Here is a 16,478-nt window from a genome sequence, read left to right as displayed (position 1 = left end):
CATTAGCGTTGAATCGGCCCCCGCCCTGATCGCGCGCATTACTACGGCCGTGAATGGCAACATCGAAGCACACCAAATCCGGGGCGGTTCATTCGAGCTTGTGCACTTCGCGTTGAGTGATCGCGTCGCCGATGAGGGCGTTTCTCTTGTGACTTCCGCGCTTCTTCGTGTCGAAGATCTTCTTCAGCGCCTGCGTGGTTCCCCCGATCATCCCGTAGCCGACGTCATTGGGCCATATCGCTACTCCGCCGTCTTTAATGACGTCGAAAACGCGGCGAACGTCACCGGGAATATCCAGTCGTGGCATTGCTTTCTCCAGTTAAATAGGGAATCTGGCACCTTCACGGCGTCAGCACTACGTCGTGCGCGGCGCGCGCACGGTTAGAACACCGAAGTCGAGATCCTCACTGCTTGAGGCGGGACCGAAGCGTGGCCTTCACGACCTTGCCTGTGGCGGTATGGGGCAATTCGTCAACAAAATGGATCTCATCCGGGATCCACCACCGAGCGACGCGTGTACCGAGATGGGACAACAGGCCTTCTTTGGAAGGAGCCGATCCGGGGCGAAGTACTACGAAAAGTACCGGACGTTCGCCCCATCGCTCGTCATCGCGGGCAACAGCGGCTGCTTCGTACACGTCGGGATGGGACATCGCGGCATTTTCGAGCGTAACGGAGCTGATCCACTCACCGCCTGACTTGATGACATCCTTGGCACGATCGACGATCTCGACAGTTCCGGCTGCTTCGATCGTTGCAATGTCACCGGTTTCAAACCACCCTTCGTTGGCACTGTCTGCGCGGTCCAAGGGGAGGTTGAAATAGGAAGATCCAATCCACGGGCCCCGGACCTGAAGGCGCCCGGAAGTGGTGCCGTCGTGCGGCAAGACGCGGCCGTCATCATTCAGAATTCGCGTCTCGACTCCAAATAGCGGCTTGCCTTGCTTCAGTCGTTGATTGAGCGACGTGGTTCCCTCCGGCGCCAGGGATGCGGGTGCCGGGCACCGATTAGTCAGGCCCACGGGGCTGGTCTCCGTCATCCCCCATGCATGGACGACGTCAACTCTCTGTTTGTGGAAACGCTCAGCCATGATCTGCGGACATGCGGCGCCTCCGATTGCGACGCGTTCCAACGGGGCGATTTCGCCCTTGTTGTCGTCGATCCAGTCCAGCAACGAGCCCCAAACGGTCGGGACGCCTGCAGTGAACGTCACCCTTTCGGTTGTAATGAGCCAATAGAGGCTCGCCGCGTCGAGTTTTTGCCCAGGGAGAACGAGCCGCGCGCCAACCATCGGAGCGGCATGCGGTAGCCCCCAGCCATTGACATGGAACATGGGAACCACCGGCATGATGGTCGTGCCCTCGCTTAGGTTGAAGACATCTGGCGCACAGACCGCCAACGCGTGAAGCACAGTCGAGCGGTGGCTATAGAGAACGCCCTTATGATCGCCAGTGGTGCCCGACGTGTAGCATAGGCCGGCCGCGTCGTTTTCGTCTAGCTGGGGCCATTCGAACGTGTCCTCATGTGCCACGATGGCTTCTTCATAGCATTCGAAACCTTCCGCAATGGCCTCGGGCGGCATAGCGCTCGAGGAACACGTCACGATGACCCGTTTGACCGTGCTCAGGCGTTCCCGCACACCGGCTACAAGAGCAACGAAGCTGGGGTCAAAAAACAGGACGCTGTCGCTGGCACGGTTGACGATATAGACGATCTGGTGTGGGAACAGTCGCGGACTGATGGTGTGGCAGACGAAACCCGCGCCCGAGACCCCGTAATAGATCTCCAGATGCCTATGGTCGTTCCAACCGAGGGTTCCAACGCGCTCTCCGCGTTGTAATCCCCAGGAGGTGAGTGCATTTGCAAGCTTGCTACTGTGTTCGTAGACCTCGGAGTAGTCCGTGCGACGCAGCGACCCGTCGCTTACCCGCGAGACAATTTCCGTGGATCCGTGACAGGCAGCCGCATGACGAATAATCGAAGAGATAAGGAGCGGTTGGTCCATCATCGTAGAGCGCATTTGCTAGAACTCCGTCGTTGGCGCTCAAGCGCCGGTTACTGATTGCAAGCGCGCAGGCGCATGCTTGACTAACGCGAAACCACAGGAGCCAGCGATGAACAGCGAAGCCATCATTGCGCCGAATCCGGGCGTGCTGGAGATCCTGAAGCTGGCAGCGTAGGGCGCGAACGCCGGTCTTGGCGCGAAGCGTACGGCCGGCTTATGTATCAATGTTCAAAAGGAGCAGTCAAATGGCACAACAGAAGCCCATTCTGGTCACCGGCGCCGCAGGCCGCGTTGGTGCGGTCGGGCGCGCGGTCAGTGAATTGCTGTTGCAACAAGGTAAAGCGGTGCGCGCGATGGTGCGCTCGGACGACGAGCGTGCGCAGGCGTTGCGCGACATGGGTGCCGAAGTGGTGGTCGGCGATCTGCTTGATCTCGACTCGATGCATAGGGCAATAGTCGGTTGCGAGACGATGTACTTCGCGATGTCCGTGTCCGACGCGTATCTCGCCGCAACCATCAACGCGGCGGCCGTTGCGAAGCATCATGGCGTGAAGGCGTTCATCAACATGTCGCAGATGACGCTTTCGCAGATGAGCGTCACCGAAACGACTGCAAGCCCGCAGCACAAGCTGCACTGGCTGGCCGAACAGGCGTTGGACTGGTCGGGCCTGCCCGTGGTGCACGTGCGGCCTACGGTGTTTCTCGAAGGCTTCTTCCTGATGTTTTCGTCGCCCTCTGTCAAGGAGGCCGACCAGATCCGGCTGCCGTTCGGCGACGGCAAAACTTCACCCGTCGCGGCGGAAGACGTAGCGCGCGTGGTGGCGGCGCTCCTGGCCGATCCACAGCCGCATATCGGCAAGACCTATCATCTCACCGGCCCGCAATCCGAGAACATGCAATTCTATGCGCAGGAGTATTCGAAAGCGCTGGGCCGCATGATTACCTATCAGGACGTTCCCGCTGGACCGTGGCGCGAGGGTTTGATCGAACGCAAGTTGCCGATTCACCTCGTCAACCACCTCGCGACGATGGCCGACCTGCATCGCGCGGGACGCTACGACCGCATGTCGGATGACGTGGTCACGCTCACGGGGCAAGCACCGCTCAGCGTACATGACTTCGTCAAAAAGAACGCGGCAAAGTTCACCGCATCGCCTAAAGAAGCTTGAGTTCCGCGCCGATGTCCTTGCGCGCGCGGCAACGCGTGCGCAAGGGTTATGCAAGAAATCTGCTGCGGCTTCGTTCCATACAGGGTCGCGGTACTCAACGCTGGAAGAAGCGCGAGAGCCGCGGACGTTCGCCCGGTGATATTCCAACCACGCCATCATCTCAAACATGAACATCGGAATACCAGCCGAGACGCGGCCGTACGAAACACGCGTCGCCGCGACGCCCGAGACGGTCAGGAAGTACGTGTCGCAGGGCCACAGGGTTACTGTACAGAGCGGCGCTGGAACGGCCGCGAGCTTTCTGGACGACGCGTACGCAACTGCGGGCGCAGAACTTGTCGCTGCGCCGACAGCTTTCGGCGCAGAACTCGTTCTCAAGGTTCAGAGCCCCACCGAATCAGAACCTTAGGTCAGCATGGCGGCCCTCTACGAGAGCTGGTCGATTCCGTTCTCCGTGATCATGGTCGTGCCGCTCGGCGTGATCGGCGCACTCCTCGCCGCCACGCTGCGCGGACTCGAAAACGACGTGTTCTTTCAGGTGGGCTTGTTGACCACGGTGGGCCTGTCCGCGAAGAACGCCATCCTGATCGTGGAGTTCGCGCGGGAATTGCAGCAGACCCGGGGCATGGGACCCGTGGCAGCGGCGCTCGAGGCGTCACGTTTGCGGTTGCGGCCCATCCTCATGACGTCGCTCGGTTCCTGCACATGCCTGCAGTTGTCCCATCGTACTCTCCGAGGCGGCCCGTGAACTGCTCGGGACAGCGAGGCACAGGAACACGACGAGGATCGAGACGCCGTACAAAACAGGCGCCTGGCAGCCGGACTCGATTTCCTGCAGCGACAAACCGGTCCATTCGAAGCCGATGCCCGCCGGCAATTGGGCCGCGATCTTCTCCATCGCGCCCAGCGCCTGCCCTGTGCTCTTGCCCGGCGCGGCCGCCCCCTGGATTTCGACAGCCGATACACCGTTGTAGCGTTCGAGCTTGGGCGACCCGTACGTCCATTGGCCGCTCGCGAAGGCGCTAAACGGCACCATCCCTCCACATGCATTGCGCACATACCGTCGGTTGCGATGTTCTTTCCGATGCAGAAGCATTTTGTCGCCGGCTTGACGTTTGGGGCGACGAAGGGGTGAGGGGTGGGCGCGAAACCGGCGCTCCCCTATCGGCGACTCACGGCGGAAATGGGCATAACATTGGAAAGCCACTAGCCAGCCGAGGAACGCCATGATTCGCCGCTACGTCACTGCCGATGTATTCACAAACACCCAATTCAGCGGCAATCCGGTCGCCATCGTGCTCGACGCGCAAGGCTTGTCGAGCGCCCAGATGCAGGCCCTCGCGAGCGAGTTCGGATACAGCGAAACGACCTTCGTGCTGCCGCCGCGCAGTCCCGCTCACACTGCCTGGGTGAGAATCTTTACGCCGAGCCGCGAAATCCCTTTCGCCGGCCATCCCAACATCGGCACGGCGTTCGTGCTCGCAAAACAGGCGGCATCGCGGCAGCAGCCGTTGCCCGACGTGCTCGTCTTCGAGGAGATCGCGGGCCTCGTTCCGGTGCGACAGTTGAAAGAGGGTGACGCCGTGGTCGGCGCCGAACTGGTCGCACCCGAGCCGCTGACGCGGTTGTCGCAAGTTTCCGCGGGGCGGGCCGCGGCCTGTCTGTCGCTCACTGCGGGCGACGTTCGCGTCGATACCCACGCGCCTCAGGTTGCTTCGGTCGGCCTGCCGTTTCTCGTCGTTGAACTCGCTTCACGCGAGGCGTTGCGCCGCTGCATGCCGAACCTCGCCGCGTACAAGGTTTTGCTGCCTATCGACGGCGCGGTGTCCATTTACGCTTATACGCGGGAAGTCGGCCCCGCCAGGTCCGCACAGGTCTGCGATCTCGAGGCGCGCATGTTCACTCCGCGCATGACCGAGGACCCCGCCACCGGCAGCGCGACGGCCGCGACCGCCGCGTTGATCGCCGAGGTGCGCGGCCTGTCGGAACTGTCGATGTGCGTCGCGCAAGGTGTGGATATGGGACGCCCAAGCATCCTGTCCGTGAAGGTCGATACGCGCGATGATCGGGCAGAGGTTCGGGTCGGCGGAAAATGCGTCACCGTGATGGAGGGCTCTTTTGAACTTGCGGGTGAACACTGAGCGAAGCTTGACATCAGCCGCAACCGCCGTTGCACTCGGCTCGAGCCGACGCGACCTGCGCACCCTTCACGTCACCGTTCCGTTGCCCTGCTTTTTGTGCTGCGAGGCCATCCGCTCCTGCTGAGCCGGGGGTACAGGATCATAGTGGCTGAGCTGAATGCTGTAGTTACCGTGCCCGCCGGCAATCGCATTCAAACGCGACTGATAGTCGTTGAGTTCGGACAAAGGTACCTGCCCGGCAACGACCACCGCGTTGCCCGCAGCCACGCGTGTACCGTGAACCTGCCCGCGCTTGGCGGACAGATCGCCGATGACATCGCCCATCGCGGCGTCCGGCGTCATCACCTCGATGTTCACGATCGGCTCCAGCAGAATGGGCCGGGCCTTCAGCACCGCATCGATGAAGGCCTTGCGTCCGGCAGTCACGAATGCGACTTCCTTGGAGTCGACCGAATGGCTTTTGCCGTCGAACACGGTGACGCGCACGTCCTGCATCGGGAAGCCGGCCAGCGGTCCGCTCTCGATAACCTGCAGGATGCCCTTTTCCACCGCCGGCATGAACTGGCCGGGAATGGCACCGCCCTTCACGGCGTCGACGAACTCGAAGCCCGTGCCTCGCGGCAGCGGCTCGACGCGCAGCATCACTTCGCCGAATTGCCCGGCGCCGCCGGTTTGCTTCTTGTGGCGATGATGGCCGTCGGCCGACGCCCCGATGGTTTCGCGATAGGCGATCTTCGGTGGGCGCGTGACGACGTCGAGCTTGTACTGCTCCGATAGTCGCTCCAGCATCAGGCGCAGGTGCAACTCGCCAAGACCTCGCACCACTGTCTCGTTGGTACCGACCGGATGTTCGATGCGCAGGCAGGGGTCTTCCGCGCTCAACTTTTGCAGCATCTCCCAGAGGCGCTGCTCGTTGCCCCGGCGCGCGGGTTCGATCGCCAAACCATAGATGGGCGTGGGAAAGTCGAGCGGCGTGAGGTGGATGTCGCCGTCCTCGGGCGCGTCGTGCAGCACGGCATCGAAGCCGATCTCGTCCACTTTGGCCGTGGCGCAGATATCGCCCGGACCGGCTTGCGGCACGTCCACGTGCTCCTTGCCCTGGAGCATCATCAAATGGGCGATTCTGAACGGCTGGCGCCCGTCGCCGACATACAGCTGGCTATCGCGCCTGACCGTGCCCTGATGGATGCGAAACACCGCCATCTTGCCAATGTAAGGGTCCATCACGATCTTGAAGACGTGGGCCAACACGTGCTTGTCGGGAACCGGTTCCGCGCTCACCACTTGCCGGCGGCCGCCGGCGTCGCGGTAGAAAAGCGGCGGGTTGCCTTCCAGCGGATTAGGCAGCAGCCGGACGAACACATCCAGCAATTCCGCAATGCCGACGCCGTTGACCGCCGACGTGAAGCAGATCGGCACCAGATGACCTTCGCGCAGCGCCCGTTCGAACGGCTCGTGCAACTGCTCGGGGCTGATCGCCTGGCCTTGCTCCAGGTAACGCTCCATCAGGGCAGGGTCGATCTCGACCACCTGATCGACGAGCGCGTCGTGCGCGGCCTCAACGGACCCGAAATCGGCGTCGCCGGCGGGCTTGAAAAAGCAATCCGCCACCTGGCGGCCGCCCTGAGCCGGCAGGTTGATGGGCAGGCATTGTTTGCCGAAGCTCTCCTGAATTTGCGCCAGCAGCCCGGGCAGATCGACCTTTTCGCCATCGATACCGTTCACGATGATCATTCGGCAGAGCTTGCGTTGTTCCGCCCACGCCATCATGCGCCGGGTGGTCATTTCGATCCCGGTCTGCGCATTGATGACGATAGCCGCGGTTTCGACAGCCGGCAGCGCGCTGATCGCCAGCCCGGAGAAGTCGGGATAGCCGGGCGTATCCAGCAGATACATGCGCGTATCCCGGTAGTCCAGATGAGCCACCGCGGAGTTCAGCGAGTGATGATATTTGCGCTCGAGCGGCTCGAAATCACAGACCGTCGTGCCGCGCTCGACACTGCCGGGCGCGTGCAGCGCGCCGCCCTGGTGCAGCAGTGCTTCGACGAGGGACGTCTTGCCACACCCGGCATGACCGACCAGGCCGACAGTACGTATGGAATCGGGGCTGTAACGCATGGTTGCCCTCCTCCAGCAGTGGCTAAGCGGCCATTATTGGCGAAAACGGATTCATATGCCAGACGGGGTAATCGTCCGGTTTTTCGCGCGCGCTGGTCACCGCGCTGCCGTCCGCATGTTTTTCACACGCGAGCGAAAGCGAACTATCCTTAAGGAAGCTTGCCAGTAGTCTCCCGTTTTCTTCCAGCGGAGGTACGTCATGCCAATGTCAGCCACGCTCCAGGACTGCCTGCGCAGCAAGGGCTTGCAGTATGAAATCGTGCATCATCCGTACAGTCATTCCAGCATCGAAACCGCGGCGGCAGCGCATATTCCCGGCGATCGCCTCGCCAAAACGGTGCTTTTCGAAGACGAACACGGTTATGTGGCGGCTGTGCTGCCATCGACGTACGCGGTGCGACTGTCCGAGCTTTGGGCAAAGACCGGACGCCATCTCGTGCTAGCTCAGGAGAACGATCTGCGGGAGTTGTTCAAGGATTGCGATGCCGGGGCGCTTCCGCCGGTATGCACGGCCTATGGCATGCGGACCTATCTCGACGAGAGCCTCGCCATGCAGCCGGACGTTTATTTCGAGGCCGGCGATCACGAAGAACTGATTCACATGGGCGCGGATCAATTCCTCGATCTGATGGACCGAGCCGAGCGGGCGCGCTTTGCGCGTCGCATGCAGGGTTTGACAATGTGAGCGGCGCAGGGCTCGCGCAACCCTGGATGGCGCGGCGCGGCTTTGCGCGCGCTGCGTCGCCCATCTTTTGCGCGAACTGATCATGCAAGGCCGCGATACGATCCTCAAGCAGGTGCTGGCATCCTTCGAGCGCGATTCGCACGTCAAACTGCGCAATCATCCGATTCATATGAAAGTCGACGGCGATGCGCTGATCGTCGCCGGCGAGGTGCCGGACGTCGCATGCAAGAAGCGCCTCTTGCATTTGACGCGGATGCACAGCGAGGACAAGCGCATCGTCGACCAGTTACGGGTCGCAGCCAACCCGCCGGTCGCTGATGGCGAATTGCGCACACGTATCTGCGAACGACTGGTGCAGGCGGTGGATTTCCGCACCTGCGTGATTTGCGCCCGCGTGAAGGGCCAATTGGACGTGCTGCGCGGCACCATCGACGCGGCGGGCAACGAGGGCAGCGGGGTCATCGAAGTGACGGTCGACGACGGCGTGGTGACCTTGACCGGGCAAGTCATCAGCCTGTCCCACCGGCGCCTCGCGAGCGTCACCGTGTGGTGGGTCGGCGGCTGCCGCGACGTGATCAACCTGCTCGAGTTGGTTCCCGCCGAAACGGACGGCGACGATGAGATTGCCGACGTCCTGCGCCTGGTGCTTGAAACCGATCCGCGCGTGCGTGCCGAGCAGATCACCGCCACTGTGGAAGACCGCAGGATCACGCTAGCAGGGTGGGTGGCGACCGAAGCCGAGAGACGGCAGGCGGAACAGGACGCGTGGTGCCTGGATGATATCGAAGGGGTGCTCAATCGTATCCAGGTGGGCGGCTGATCCTGGTCCGGGGATGCCGGAAATGCCTGCGGGCAAGCCAGCGGCTTATCGCCCCGCTCTCGCGCGTATGCGCCATGATCTCTGCATAATTGCACGAGCGCGCAGCGCAACGGCCAGGGCCGTGCGATCTGTGGCGCTTGCGTCGTCAAGCAGGCCATGATCCCGTCGGTACGCGCTGCCTCAGACGGCGTTGCGCCAGCCGGATTTTTCGGAACGCGGCGCGGTTGTCTCAATGCGATCACGCGGCGCGGAAAATAATCGGCCCGCCCGCCTTCGACCACCCTGAAGATCGTTTCATAGCTGGAAGTCGTCTGCACCGGAAGGCCTGCGTTGCGCATGATGTCGGCGTCGAGGCTTATCCGGAACTGGACTCGCGCGAGGCCACGGAGCCGCGCCTCGCCGTCGAGAATCACTTGCTGCTGGCCTATCGCCCGGATTTTCTGTTCTACGTGTCGCCGAACCACGAGAAGCTGGCCGCGACCATTGCTCGCGGCTTCACCGCCGCGTGGCGCGATGGATCGTATCTGAAACTGTTCAACACGCATCCGTATATCCAGAACGGCTTGAAGCGCGCGAACCTGGGCAACAGAAAGGTGATCTGGCTGGACAATCCGTTTCTATCCGATGCGGACCGGGCCATTGCCGAGATGTACTGGATGCATTGGTGATCCTGACCGTGACGTCCTCGGGATAAACCCGCAATGAGTTAAAAATCGGCATCATCGAAAGCATTGAGAAGGATTGGCACTCATAGAATTGCTGCCAGCCGGTCCGTCATGCGCCGAATGCCGGCAGCGAATATAACGGAGACGCCCACCAATGAATCGTCGTCCGGCGAGGCTCTCGCCCGATGTCGAACGACCATACCGCTAACGACAAAGCGCGATACGCGAGCGCGTTTAAAAGCCTCGCTGCGAATGCCTGGCGCCGACGGCCGACGACGTAACGCCATCATGCTGTCTGAAAGGGAACGACACATCGTGTTTGAAGGCGGTTTGCGGGGACGCTTGCTGTGGTGGCTCTTGCTGCCGCTGGCGGCATTCGTGTCCATTTCAGGCGTGATTTCATATCGCTTTGCGCAGGCCACCGCCGACCTCGTGCAGGACAATGCGTTGCTTTCGTCGATGCGTATCATTGGCGAGGATATCGATTGGGAAAACGGCGCCGTCTCGGTGCCGATTCCGCCAGCCGCGCTGGAACTCTTCGAGTCGCCCGAGCACGACAGCGTCTTCTATCGTGTCGAGGCGAGCGGCCAGCGCCTGCTGGCAGGCAGTCTGGAGTTGCCGCTTGCGCCGCGCGCGGGCGACCGGCCCACGCTCTATTCCACCCGCCTCGACGATGGCCGCGTGGTGCGCGCGGCCGCCTATGTGCGGCAACTGTACGATTCCGGGCGAACCGAGGAAGTCGTCGTGGCGGTCGCGAAGACCGAGGGCTCACGCGATGCGATGGTGTGGCATCTGCTGCGTCCGCAGTTGTTCGGCGAAGTGCTGACACTGTTGCTCGCGATGGCTTTCGTCTACCTCGGGCTGACCTTCGAATTGCTGCCGCTAATGAAGGTGAAAGACGACGTCGCCGATCGCAACCCCTCGCAGCTCCAACCCATTCGTGTGGCGCGGCTGCACGTCGAATTGAGGCCCATCGTCGACGCGATCAATCAGTGCATCGCGCGCATGGGCCAGCAAGCGGCGACCCAGCGACAATTCATTTCGGACGCGGCGCATCAAATGCGCACGCCGCTCGCGCTGCTAGCCGCGCAGATCCAGTACGCGCGGCAACGCGACAATCCGGACCGCTCGCTCGCCGAAGCCTTGGCGGGGATGCACAAAAGCAGCCGCAAGCTGACCACCTTGACCAACAAGCTCCTGCTGCTTGCACAGGCCGAATCGGCCGCGCCTTCCGGTATGCATGAGCGTGTCGACCTGAGCGCATTGATTGCGGGCGTGCTGGAAGAGCTGATCGCTTTTGCTCAGTCCCACGAGATCGATCTGGGCGCGGAACTGGAGGACGGCTTGCACGTCACGGGCGACGAAGCGCTCACTGCGGCACTCGTCACCAACCTCGTCGACAATGCGCTGCGCTATACACAATCGGGCGGTCGCGTCACGGTGCAAACGTGCAAAAGCCAGAACCGGGCGATCGTGCGCGTAATCGACAATGGGCCGGGTATGAGCGACGAAGCCCGGGCACGCGTGTTCGAGCGTTTCTATCGCGCGTCGAACCGCGCGGAGGGAACGGGTCTGGGTTTGCCCATCGTTCGCGAGATCGCACACCGGCAAGGCGGCACCGTCAGGCTGGAATCGAATGAGGACGGTGTCGGCCTCGTGGCGACTGTCGAAATGCGCTTATGGGCTGGCGCGGCATGATGCCCAGCAACGAGAGAGAGAACGATGAAGCTGCTGCTGGTTGAGGATGATGCCGATCTCGCGCGCTGGGTCATGAACCTGATGCAGGTCGAGCAATTCGTGGTCGATTGGGCGGAGAACGGCGAACGGGCCGAGACCCTGCTCGCTTCACAGTGCTATGACGCTGTGTTGCTCGATCTGCGCTTGCCCGGATTGAGCGGCAAGGAAGTGCTGGCCCGCCTGCGCCGCAAACGCGATGACGTGCCGGTGCTGATGCTGACCGCGAACGGCTCGACCGATGACAAGGTTGCCTGCTTTTCGGCCGGCGCGGATGACTACGTCGTCAAACCGTTCGACGCGCGCGAACTGGTTGCGCGCATCAAGGCGCTGATCCGCCGTCAGTCGGCCGGCGACAAGGGTCAGTTGATCGAATGCGGCAATTTGCGCTACCTGTTCGACTCGCGCCAGTTCATGCTGCGCGACCAGCCCATGCGCTTGCGCCGCCGCGAACATGCGATTCTCGAAACGCTGATGCTCAAGCTCGGCAAGACGGTTTCAAAGTCCACGCTGATGGATAAGATCTTTACGCTCGACGATGAACCGAGTGCCGATGCGATCGATATCTATATCCATCGCCTGCGCAAACATCTGTCTGACTCCAGTGCGAAGATCATGACCTTGCGGGGTCTTGGCTACATCTTGCGTGAAGAAGAGTCGAGCGATGCGTTTGCCGCCAAATGCGCATTCTGAAAGGATGGCAATGCGCATCGTGCGCCGGGCGACTCTTCGGATATGAAGCGAGGCCCGAAAGCGCGAATCAGAAGCACGAATCAAAACCGCGGGTTCTTCCCGCTAAAGTCCGGGTCGTACTTCTGCATCTGCTTCAGGTCGTCGCGATTGCGCACGCCGCACGACAGGTACTGCGCATGCAGTTCGGCGAGGCGCTCGCGGTCGAGTTCCACACCGAGGCCCGGGGTCGTCGGCACGCATACCGCGCCCTTGTCGAAGCTCACGCGGCCGCCCTTGATGACTTCTTCTTCCTGCCACGGATAGTGAGTGTCGCAAGCGTAAGTCAGGTTGGGGATGCTCGCCGCGACGTGTGTCATCGCCATCAGGCTGATGCCCAGATGCGAGTTGGAGTGCATCGACATGCCCAGATCCCACAGCTTGCACATCCGCGCGAGTGTCTGCGTCGCGCGTAGGCCGCCCCAGTAGTGATGATCCGACAGCAATACCTTGACCGCCCCCATCGCGGCGCCGCGGCGGAAATCTTCCATGGTCGTGATCACCATATTGGTGGCGAGAGGCAGGCGGGTGTGCCTGGCCAGCTCGGCCATGCCTGCGAGCCCCGGACATGGGTCTTCGTAGTACTCCAGTAGTTCGTCGAGTTCGGGTGCGGCGGCGATGCTCGTTTCGAGCGTCCAGTTGGCATTCGGATCGAGGCGCAGCGGCACGCCGGGAAACGCCTGATGCAGCGCGCGCATGCACGCTATTTCGTGCGCCGGCTCGAACACGCCGCCCTTGAGCTTGATGCTCTGGAAGCCGTACAGCCCGATCATGCGACGCGCCTGCGCAACGATCTGCTGCGCGCTCAATCCTTCGCCCCAGGCATCGGGCGCATACGGGTTCTCGATGTGCTGCGAGTACTTGAAGAAGAGATAAGCGCTGTAGGGCACGACGTCGCGAACCTTGCCGCCGAGCAGATCGACGATGGGCGCACCGACGATTTGCCCCTGCAGGTCGAGCATCGCGACTTCGAGCGTGCTGATCACTTTCGGTGCGTTCTTGGCCGCGTGGGAGCCGGGCGCGAGTTCGAATTCGACGGCGCCAGGGCTCGCCTTGATCGCCCCGCGCACGCGTCCTTCCATCCGGTTCAGGTCGAACGGCGACAGGCCGATCACCAGCGCTCTCGCCTCGTCGAGCACGCGCAGCATCGGTTCGTCGCCGTACGTCTCGGAGATGCCCACGCGCCCATCGCTCGTCTCCAGTTCCACGATTGCCCGCAACGCCCACGGTTCGTGGATGCCGGCAGCGTTGAGCATCGGGCCGTCGCGGAAGGCGATCGGCGTAATTCGCACCAGGGTAATCGTGATGTCGCGGGTCATGGGAGACAGGCGTTTCCGTTGGACTGACGCCATGGTAGAGCACTAATGTATTAGTGCGTCACTGGGGTAAGTACTCAGGTCCCTGCGGGCTGCGTGGGTGTCGGACGCGGGCTCGTGTCGGCTATAGTATTAGTATCTCAGCGGGCAAAACCCCTCACTCCGCCCGCGCTTACGCTTGATTCCTGCCATGACAACCCACGCTTCCCGGTCGATACCGACCCGGCTCGACCGGTCCCGCCATGCCGCGCCGCAAGTATTCGAACGGCTGCGCGAAATGATCCTGTCGCTCGAACTCGCGCCCGGCACTGTGCTCTCGCGCGCCGATCTGGCGACGCAGTACGGTCTTAGCCAGACGCCAGTGCGCGACGCGCTGATGAAGCTCGGCGAAGAAGGCCTCGTCGACATCTTTCCGCAGCACGCCACCGTAGTGAGTCAGATCAACGTGACCTCTGCGTTGCAGGCCCACTTTCTGCGCCGCGCGATCGAACTGGAAGTGGTGCGCACGCTCTCGCAGCAGCGCGATGCCGCGCTGATCGCGCAGTTGCGCGCGATGATTGCCGGGCAGAAGAAGCTGCGCGACGTGAAGAACTACGAGCAGTTCTCTGTGCTCGATCAGGCGTTTCATCGGCAGATGTACGAGGCGGCGGGCGTGCCGCAACTGTGGGATCTGGTGCGCCGAGGGGGCGGGCACATCGACCGGCTGCGACGCCTGCACCTGCCGGTGGCGGGCAAGACGACGGCGGTGGTGCGCGATCACGCCAGGATCGTCGATGCGATCGAAAAGGGCGACGCCGAGTCCGCGCAGGCGGCGCTGCGCAAGCACCTGTCGGGTACGCTTAACCAGCTTGAGCAGATCCGCGCGAGTCATCCTGACTTCCTGACGGATGAATAAAAGACTCCCGCGGCGGCGCGCGTCAGGAATCCCCGATACCATGAAGGACCATCGGGCAGAATCCCCGCGTCGGGGCCACTCCGTTCATTGAACGACAACCTGAAAGCGCATCGTATGCGTCCTTAAACATGTATGACACATTGAACCTGTTTAACCTTGCGGGGCGGCGGGCGCTGGTCACCGGCTCCGGGCGCGGCATCGGGCTCGCGTTGGCGCGCGGACTGGCGGGCGCGGGCGCAGCCGTCGCGATCAACGACCGCAACGAGCAGAAGGCGCTCGCCGTGGCGGCGCGATTGCGCGATGAAGGCTTTGTCGCGGATATTGCGGTATTCGATGTGACGCAGGCCGCTCAAGTGTCGGCATCGGTCGATGAATTCGAACAGCGCGTCGGCGCAATCGACATCCTCGTCAACAATGCCGGCATTCAGCGCAGGGCGCCGCTCGAAGACTTCAGCACTGCCGACTGGAACGACCTGATGCGCGTCAACCTGGATGGCGCTTTTCATGTGTCGCAAGCGGTCGCTCGCCACATGCTGCTGCGCGGGCGCGGCAAGATCATCAACATCTGTTCGGTGCAAGGCGAGCTGGCACGGCCGGGCATCGCGCCTTATGCGGCCACCAAGGGCGCGATCCGCATGCTCACCAAAGGCATGTGCGCGGAGTGGGCCGGTCGCGGTATTCAGGCCAACGCGCTCGCGCCCGGCTACTTCGCGACCGATCTCAATCGCGCGCTGGTCGACGACCCTACGTTCTCCGAATGGATCTGCAAACGCACACCGGCCGGACGTTGGGGACGCGTCGAAGAGTTGTGCGGCGCGGCGGTATTTCTGGCGTCTTCGGCGTCCGACTTCGTAAATGGGCAGACACTTTTCGTCGACGGTGGATTGACTAGCGTGGTGTGAGATCGTCGGGAGCGCGGCTACCCAACTGGCGCGATTGGACGCGAGACGTCGAATGCATTTCACCCGCATGCAATCAGAGTGGAGAGAAAAGGGAATGCCCGAAGCTCGTGGCGTTTCGCGCGATTGCAGATGACTTGCTCGAATCGCGACGCATGCCGTCCCGCCACTCGCCGCTGCGACAGCCTAAGCGCTCGCCGGCCTCGCGTGCGCCGACGCCGCAATGGCTTCGTTCAGAAGACGATTGATGACTTCGTCGACGGACGCGCACGTGTCCACGAGCGCCGACGATTCGCCAGCAAACAAGGCCATCTTCTCCAGATCGCCCGTGGTCGTGCGCAAGGGCGAGTTGGTGTCGAACTTGTAAATCGGGTAGTCGGGCTCCTGAGCGATGACTTCGCGCGGCAAGAGATACGGATCGTTGCCAAAGAGGCGGCCGCCCGCTTCGCGGGTGACGCTGTTCGCGAGCACCCGCACGGGCGAACCTGGCGGCCAATTGATTGCATAGAGGTCCGTGTGAACCGTATCGCCGGCCTGCGCGTCCACGATGCGCTGCTTGTGGTAGTCGTGTGCAAACGACTCGTGCGTCGCGAGGAACAGCGTGCCGCAGTGAATGCCCGACGCGCCGAGTGCAAGCGCGGCGACGAGCCCGCCGCCGGTCGCGAACCCACCGGAGGCGGCGACCGGAACACGCACGTGCTTTGCAATCAGCGGCAGCAGCGTCAGGATGCCAGTGTGTCCACGCACATGGCCGCCGGCTTCGACACCTTGGGCAATGATCACGTCCGCACCGGCCTTTTCGGCCGCAAGTGCGTCCTGGAGCGACCCGACCTGATACAGCACGATGGCCCCGGCGTCTTTGGCGCGTGCGATGACTTGCGGGAACACGTCCCAGAAGAAGCACATCGCCGGAACGCGTGCCGACAGGCAGATGTCGAGTTGCGCGGCGAGGAGCGCGGGTTCGGTGCCCCTGGGGATGACGTTGACGCCGAACGGACGATCCGTTGCGGCTCGCACCGCGGCGATTTCACGCTCGATGACCGCCGGCGGCTCCCGAACCATGCCGAGCAGGCCGAACCCGCCCGCATTCGAAACGGCCGATACAAGTTCAGCGCGCGCCACGCCACCCATGCCCGCTGATATGATCGGATGCCGGCAACCTAGCAGACGGGTTAGCGCGGTTTGGAACGGTGCGTCGTTTCGGTTCATCACGGTTCCTTTAACGGCTTTCTTTGTCGCAGCTTGAACCACCGGGAGCGAGAGCAACCAGCAGTCGATCGGTCGTTCGCTTTGCCGGACGT

At 62.4% G+C, this 16,478-nt stretch carries 14 protein-coding genes and 4 pseudogenes; 12 read left to right on the top strand and 6 right to left on the bottom strand.

The genetic code is table 11. From position 1 onward, the window contains the following. Positions 1–88: 88 nt before the first annotated feature. Together ABQJ48_RS30235 and ABQJ48_RS30230 are read right to left on the bottom strand one after the other, a co-directional pair. The gene (locus tag ABQJ48_RS30235) at positions 89–307 is read right to left on the bottom strand and encodes a hypothetical protein (RefSeq protein ID WP_367841627.1); all 219 of its coding nucleotides are present in this window, start codon (positions 305–307) and stop codon (positions 89–91) included. A gap of 97 nt (positions 308–404) precedes the next feature. After that, positions 405–2,021 carry a long-chain fatty acid--CoA ligase gene (locus ABQJ48_RS30230; protein ID WP_367841626.1) on the bottom strand — a complete coding sequence of 539 codons (1,617 nt, stop codon included), beginning with the start codon at positions 2,019–2,021 and terminating at the stop codon, positions 405–407. 230 nt (positions 2,022–2,251) lie between these two features. On the opposite strand from ABQJ48_RS30230, the gene ABQJ48_RS30225 reads away from it, so the two are divergent. The 3 genes and pseudogenes from ABQJ48_RS30225 to ABQJ48_RS30215 form a co-directional block, all read left to right on the top strand. Beyond that, entirely contained in the window at positions 2,252–3,175 is a 924-nt protein-coding gene (locus ABQJ48_RS30225) for an NmrA family NAD(P)-binding protein (RefSeq protein ID WP_367841625.1), read from the top strand. A 166-nt stretch (positions 3,176–3,341) separates the two neighbouring features. Beyond that, positions 3,342–3,578 (top strand): annotated as a pseudogene (locus tag ABQJ48_RS30220) (NAD(P)(+) transhydrogenase (Re/Si-specific) subunit alpha); the annotation flags it as partial. A 12-nt stretch (positions 3,579–3,590) separates the two neighbouring features. Continuing rightward, positions 3,591–3,869: pseudogene (locus ABQJ48_RS30215) on the top strand (efflux RND transporter permease subunit); the annotation flags it as partial. 66 nt (positions 3,870–3,935) lie between these two features. Here the strand turns inward: ABQJ48_RS30215 and ABQJ48_RS30210 are convergent. Then, positions 3,936–4,244 (bottom strand): annotated as a pseudogene (locus ABQJ48_RS30210) (efflux RND transporter permease subunit); the annotation flags it as partial. Here ABQJ48_RS30210 and ABQJ48_RS30205 point away from each other — a divergent pair. Then, positions 4,224–4,310, top strand: a pseudogene (locus ABQJ48_RS30205) (carbohydrate ABC transporter permease); the annotation flags it as partial. The pseudogenes ABQJ48_RS30210 and ABQJ48_RS30205 sit on opposite strands and share 21 nt — an antisense overlap. Positions 4,311–4,401: 91 nt before the next feature. Continuing rightward, on the top strand, positions 4,402–5,316 hold the full coding sequence (locus ABQJ48_RS30200) for a PhzF family phenazine biosynthesis protein (protein WP_367841624.1): 915 nt from the start codon (positions 4,402–4,404) through the stop codon (positions 5,314–5,316). Positions 5,317–5,382: 66 nt separating this feature from the next. Here ABQJ48_RS30200 and fusA read toward each other — a convergent pair whose 3' ends face one another. Continuing rightward, positions 5,383–7,434 carry an elongation factor G gene (fusA, locus tag ABQJ48_RS30195; RefSeq protein ID WP_367841623.1) on the bottom strand — a complete coding sequence of 684 codons (2,052 nt, stop codon included), beginning with the start codon at positions 7,432–7,434 and terminating at the stop codon, positions 5,383–5,385. A gap of 199 nt (positions 7,435–7,633) precedes the next feature. Between fusA and ABQJ48_RS30190 the strand changes: the two genes are divergently transcribed. From ABQJ48_RS30190 to ABQJ48_RS30170, 5 genes are all read left to right on the top strand, one after another. Then, complete coding sequence (locus ABQJ48_RS30190) at positions 7,634–8,119, top strand: aminoacyl-tRNA deacylase (protein ID WP_367841622.1); 486 nt, start codon at positions 7,634–7,636, stop codon at positions 8,117–8,119. Between the two features lie 67 nt (positions 8,120–8,186). Continuing rightward, positions 8,187–8,939 (top strand): BON domain-containing protein, encoded by a 753-nt coding sequence (locus tag ABQJ48_RS30185; protein ID WP_367841621.1) that lies wholly within the window; start codon positions 8,187–8,189, stop codon positions 8,937–8,939. Positions 8,940–9,163: 224 nt separating this feature from the next. After that, entirely contained in the window at positions 9,164–9,607 is a 444-nt protein-coding gene (locus ABQJ48_RS30180; RefSeq protein ID WP_367841620.1) for a hypothetical protein, read from the top strand. Between the two features lie 285 nt (positions 9,608–9,892). Next, positions 9,893–11,302 (top strand): sensor histidine kinase, encoded by a 1,410-nt coding sequence (locus tag ABQJ48_RS30175; protein WP_473094210.1) that lies wholly within the window; start codon positions 9,893–9,895, stop codon positions 11,300–11,302. Positions 11,303–11,326: 24 nt separating this feature from the next. Further along, positions 11,327–12,031, top strand: coding sequence for a response regulator (locus ABQJ48_RS30170; protein ID WP_367841618.1), 705 nt, complete (start codon positions 11,327–11,329; stop codon positions 12,029–12,031). 80 nt (positions 12,032–12,111) lie between these two features. On the opposite strand, the gene ABQJ48_RS30165 is transcribed toward ABQJ48_RS30170, so the two are convergent. Continuing rightward, complete coding sequence (locus tag ABQJ48_RS30165) at positions 12,112–13,386, bottom strand: glucarate dehydratase family protein (protein WP_367841617.1); 1,275 nt, start codon at positions 13,384–13,386, stop codon at positions 12,112–12,114. 187 nt (positions 13,387–13,573) lie between these two features. Between ABQJ48_RS30165 and ABQJ48_RS30160 the strand changes: the two genes are divergently transcribed. Together ABQJ48_RS30160 and ABQJ48_RS30155 are read left to right on the top strand one after the other, a co-directional pair. Continuing rightward, a complete protein-coding gene (locus ABQJ48_RS30160) occupies positions 13,574–14,278 on the top strand; it encodes a GntR family transcriptional regulator (protein WP_367841616.1) in 705 nt (234 codons plus the stop codon). A gap of 128 nt (positions 14,279–14,406) precedes the next feature. Next, positions 14,407–15,180, top strand: coding sequence for an SDR family oxidoreductase (locus ABQJ48_RS30155; RefSeq protein ID WP_367841615.1), 774 nt, complete (start codon positions 14,407–14,409; stop codon positions 15,178–15,180). Positions 15,181–15,363: 183 nt separating this feature from the next. Here the strand turns inward: ABQJ48_RS30155 and ABQJ48_RS30150 are convergent, their stop codons facing one another. Beyond that, positions 15,364–16,386: an NAD(P)H-dependent flavin oxidoreductase gene (locus ABQJ48_RS30150; RefSeq protein ID WP_367841614.1), complete on the bottom strand. Its 1,023-nt coding sequence runs from the start codon at positions 16,384–16,386 to the stop codon at positions 15,364–15,366. Positions 16,387–16,478: the final 92 nt, after the last annotated feature.

The sequence above is a fragment of the Paraburkholderia suaedae genome, assembly GCF_040812055.1.
GTDB lineage: Bacteria > Pseudomonadota > Gammaproteobacteria > Burkholderiales > Burkholderiaceae > Paraburkholderia.
The sequence above is the reverse complement of the archived record's forward strand: the minus strand, read 5'-3'. Positions and strand labels throughout refer to the sequence as shown.

Bases quoted from the DNA above. Each gene is read 5' to 3' on its own strand.
- ABQJ48_RS30165 (WP_367841617.1), bottom strand. From the start codon at position 13,386: ATGACCCGCGACATCACGATTACCCTGGTGCGAATTACGCCGATCGCC.
- ABQJ48_RS30200 (WP_367841624.1), top strand. From the start codon at position 4,402: ATGATTCGCCGCTACGTCACTGCCGATGTATTCACAAACACCCAATTC.
- ABQJ48_RS30235 (WP_367841627.1), bottom strand. From the start codon at position 307: ATGCCACGACTGGATATTCCCGGTGACGTTCGCCGCGTTTTCGACGTC.
- ABQJ48_RS30170 (WP_367841618.1), top strand. From the start codon at position 11,327: ATGAAGCTGCTGCTGGTTGAGGATGATGCCGATCTCGCGCGCTGGGTC.
- ABQJ48_RS30230 (WP_367841626.1), bottom strand. From the start codon at position 2,021: ATGCGCTCTACGATGATGGACCAACCGCTCCTTATCTCTTCGATTATT.
- ABQJ48_RS30175 (WP_473094210.1), top strand. From the start codon at position 9,893: ATGCTGTCTGAAAGGGAACGACACATCGTGTTTGAAGGCGGTTTGCGG.
- ABQJ48_RS30155 (WP_367841615.1), top strand. From the start codon at position 14,407: ATGTATGACACATTGAACCTGTTTAACCTTGCGGGGCGGCGGGCGCTG.
- fusA (WP_367841623.1), bottom strand. From the start codon at position 7,434: ATGCGTTACAGCCCCGATTCCATACGTACTGTCGGCCTGGTCGGTCAT.
- ABQJ48_RS30225 (WP_367841625.1), top strand. From the start codon at position 2,252: ATGGCACAACAGAAGCCCATTCTGGTCACCGGCGCCGCAGGCCGCGTT.
- ABQJ48_RS30190 (WP_367841622.1), top strand. From the start codon at position 7,634: ATGCCAATGTCAGCCACGCTCCAGGACTGCCTGCGCAGCAAGGGCTTG.
- ABQJ48_RS30160 (WP_367841616.1), top strand. From the start codon at position 13,574: ATGACAACCCACGCTTCCCGGTCGATACCGACCCGGCTCGACCGGTCC.
- ABQJ48_RS30150 (WP_367841614.1), bottom strand. From the start codon at position 16,386: ATGAACCGAAACGACGCACCGTTCCAAACCGCGCTAACCCGTCTGCTA.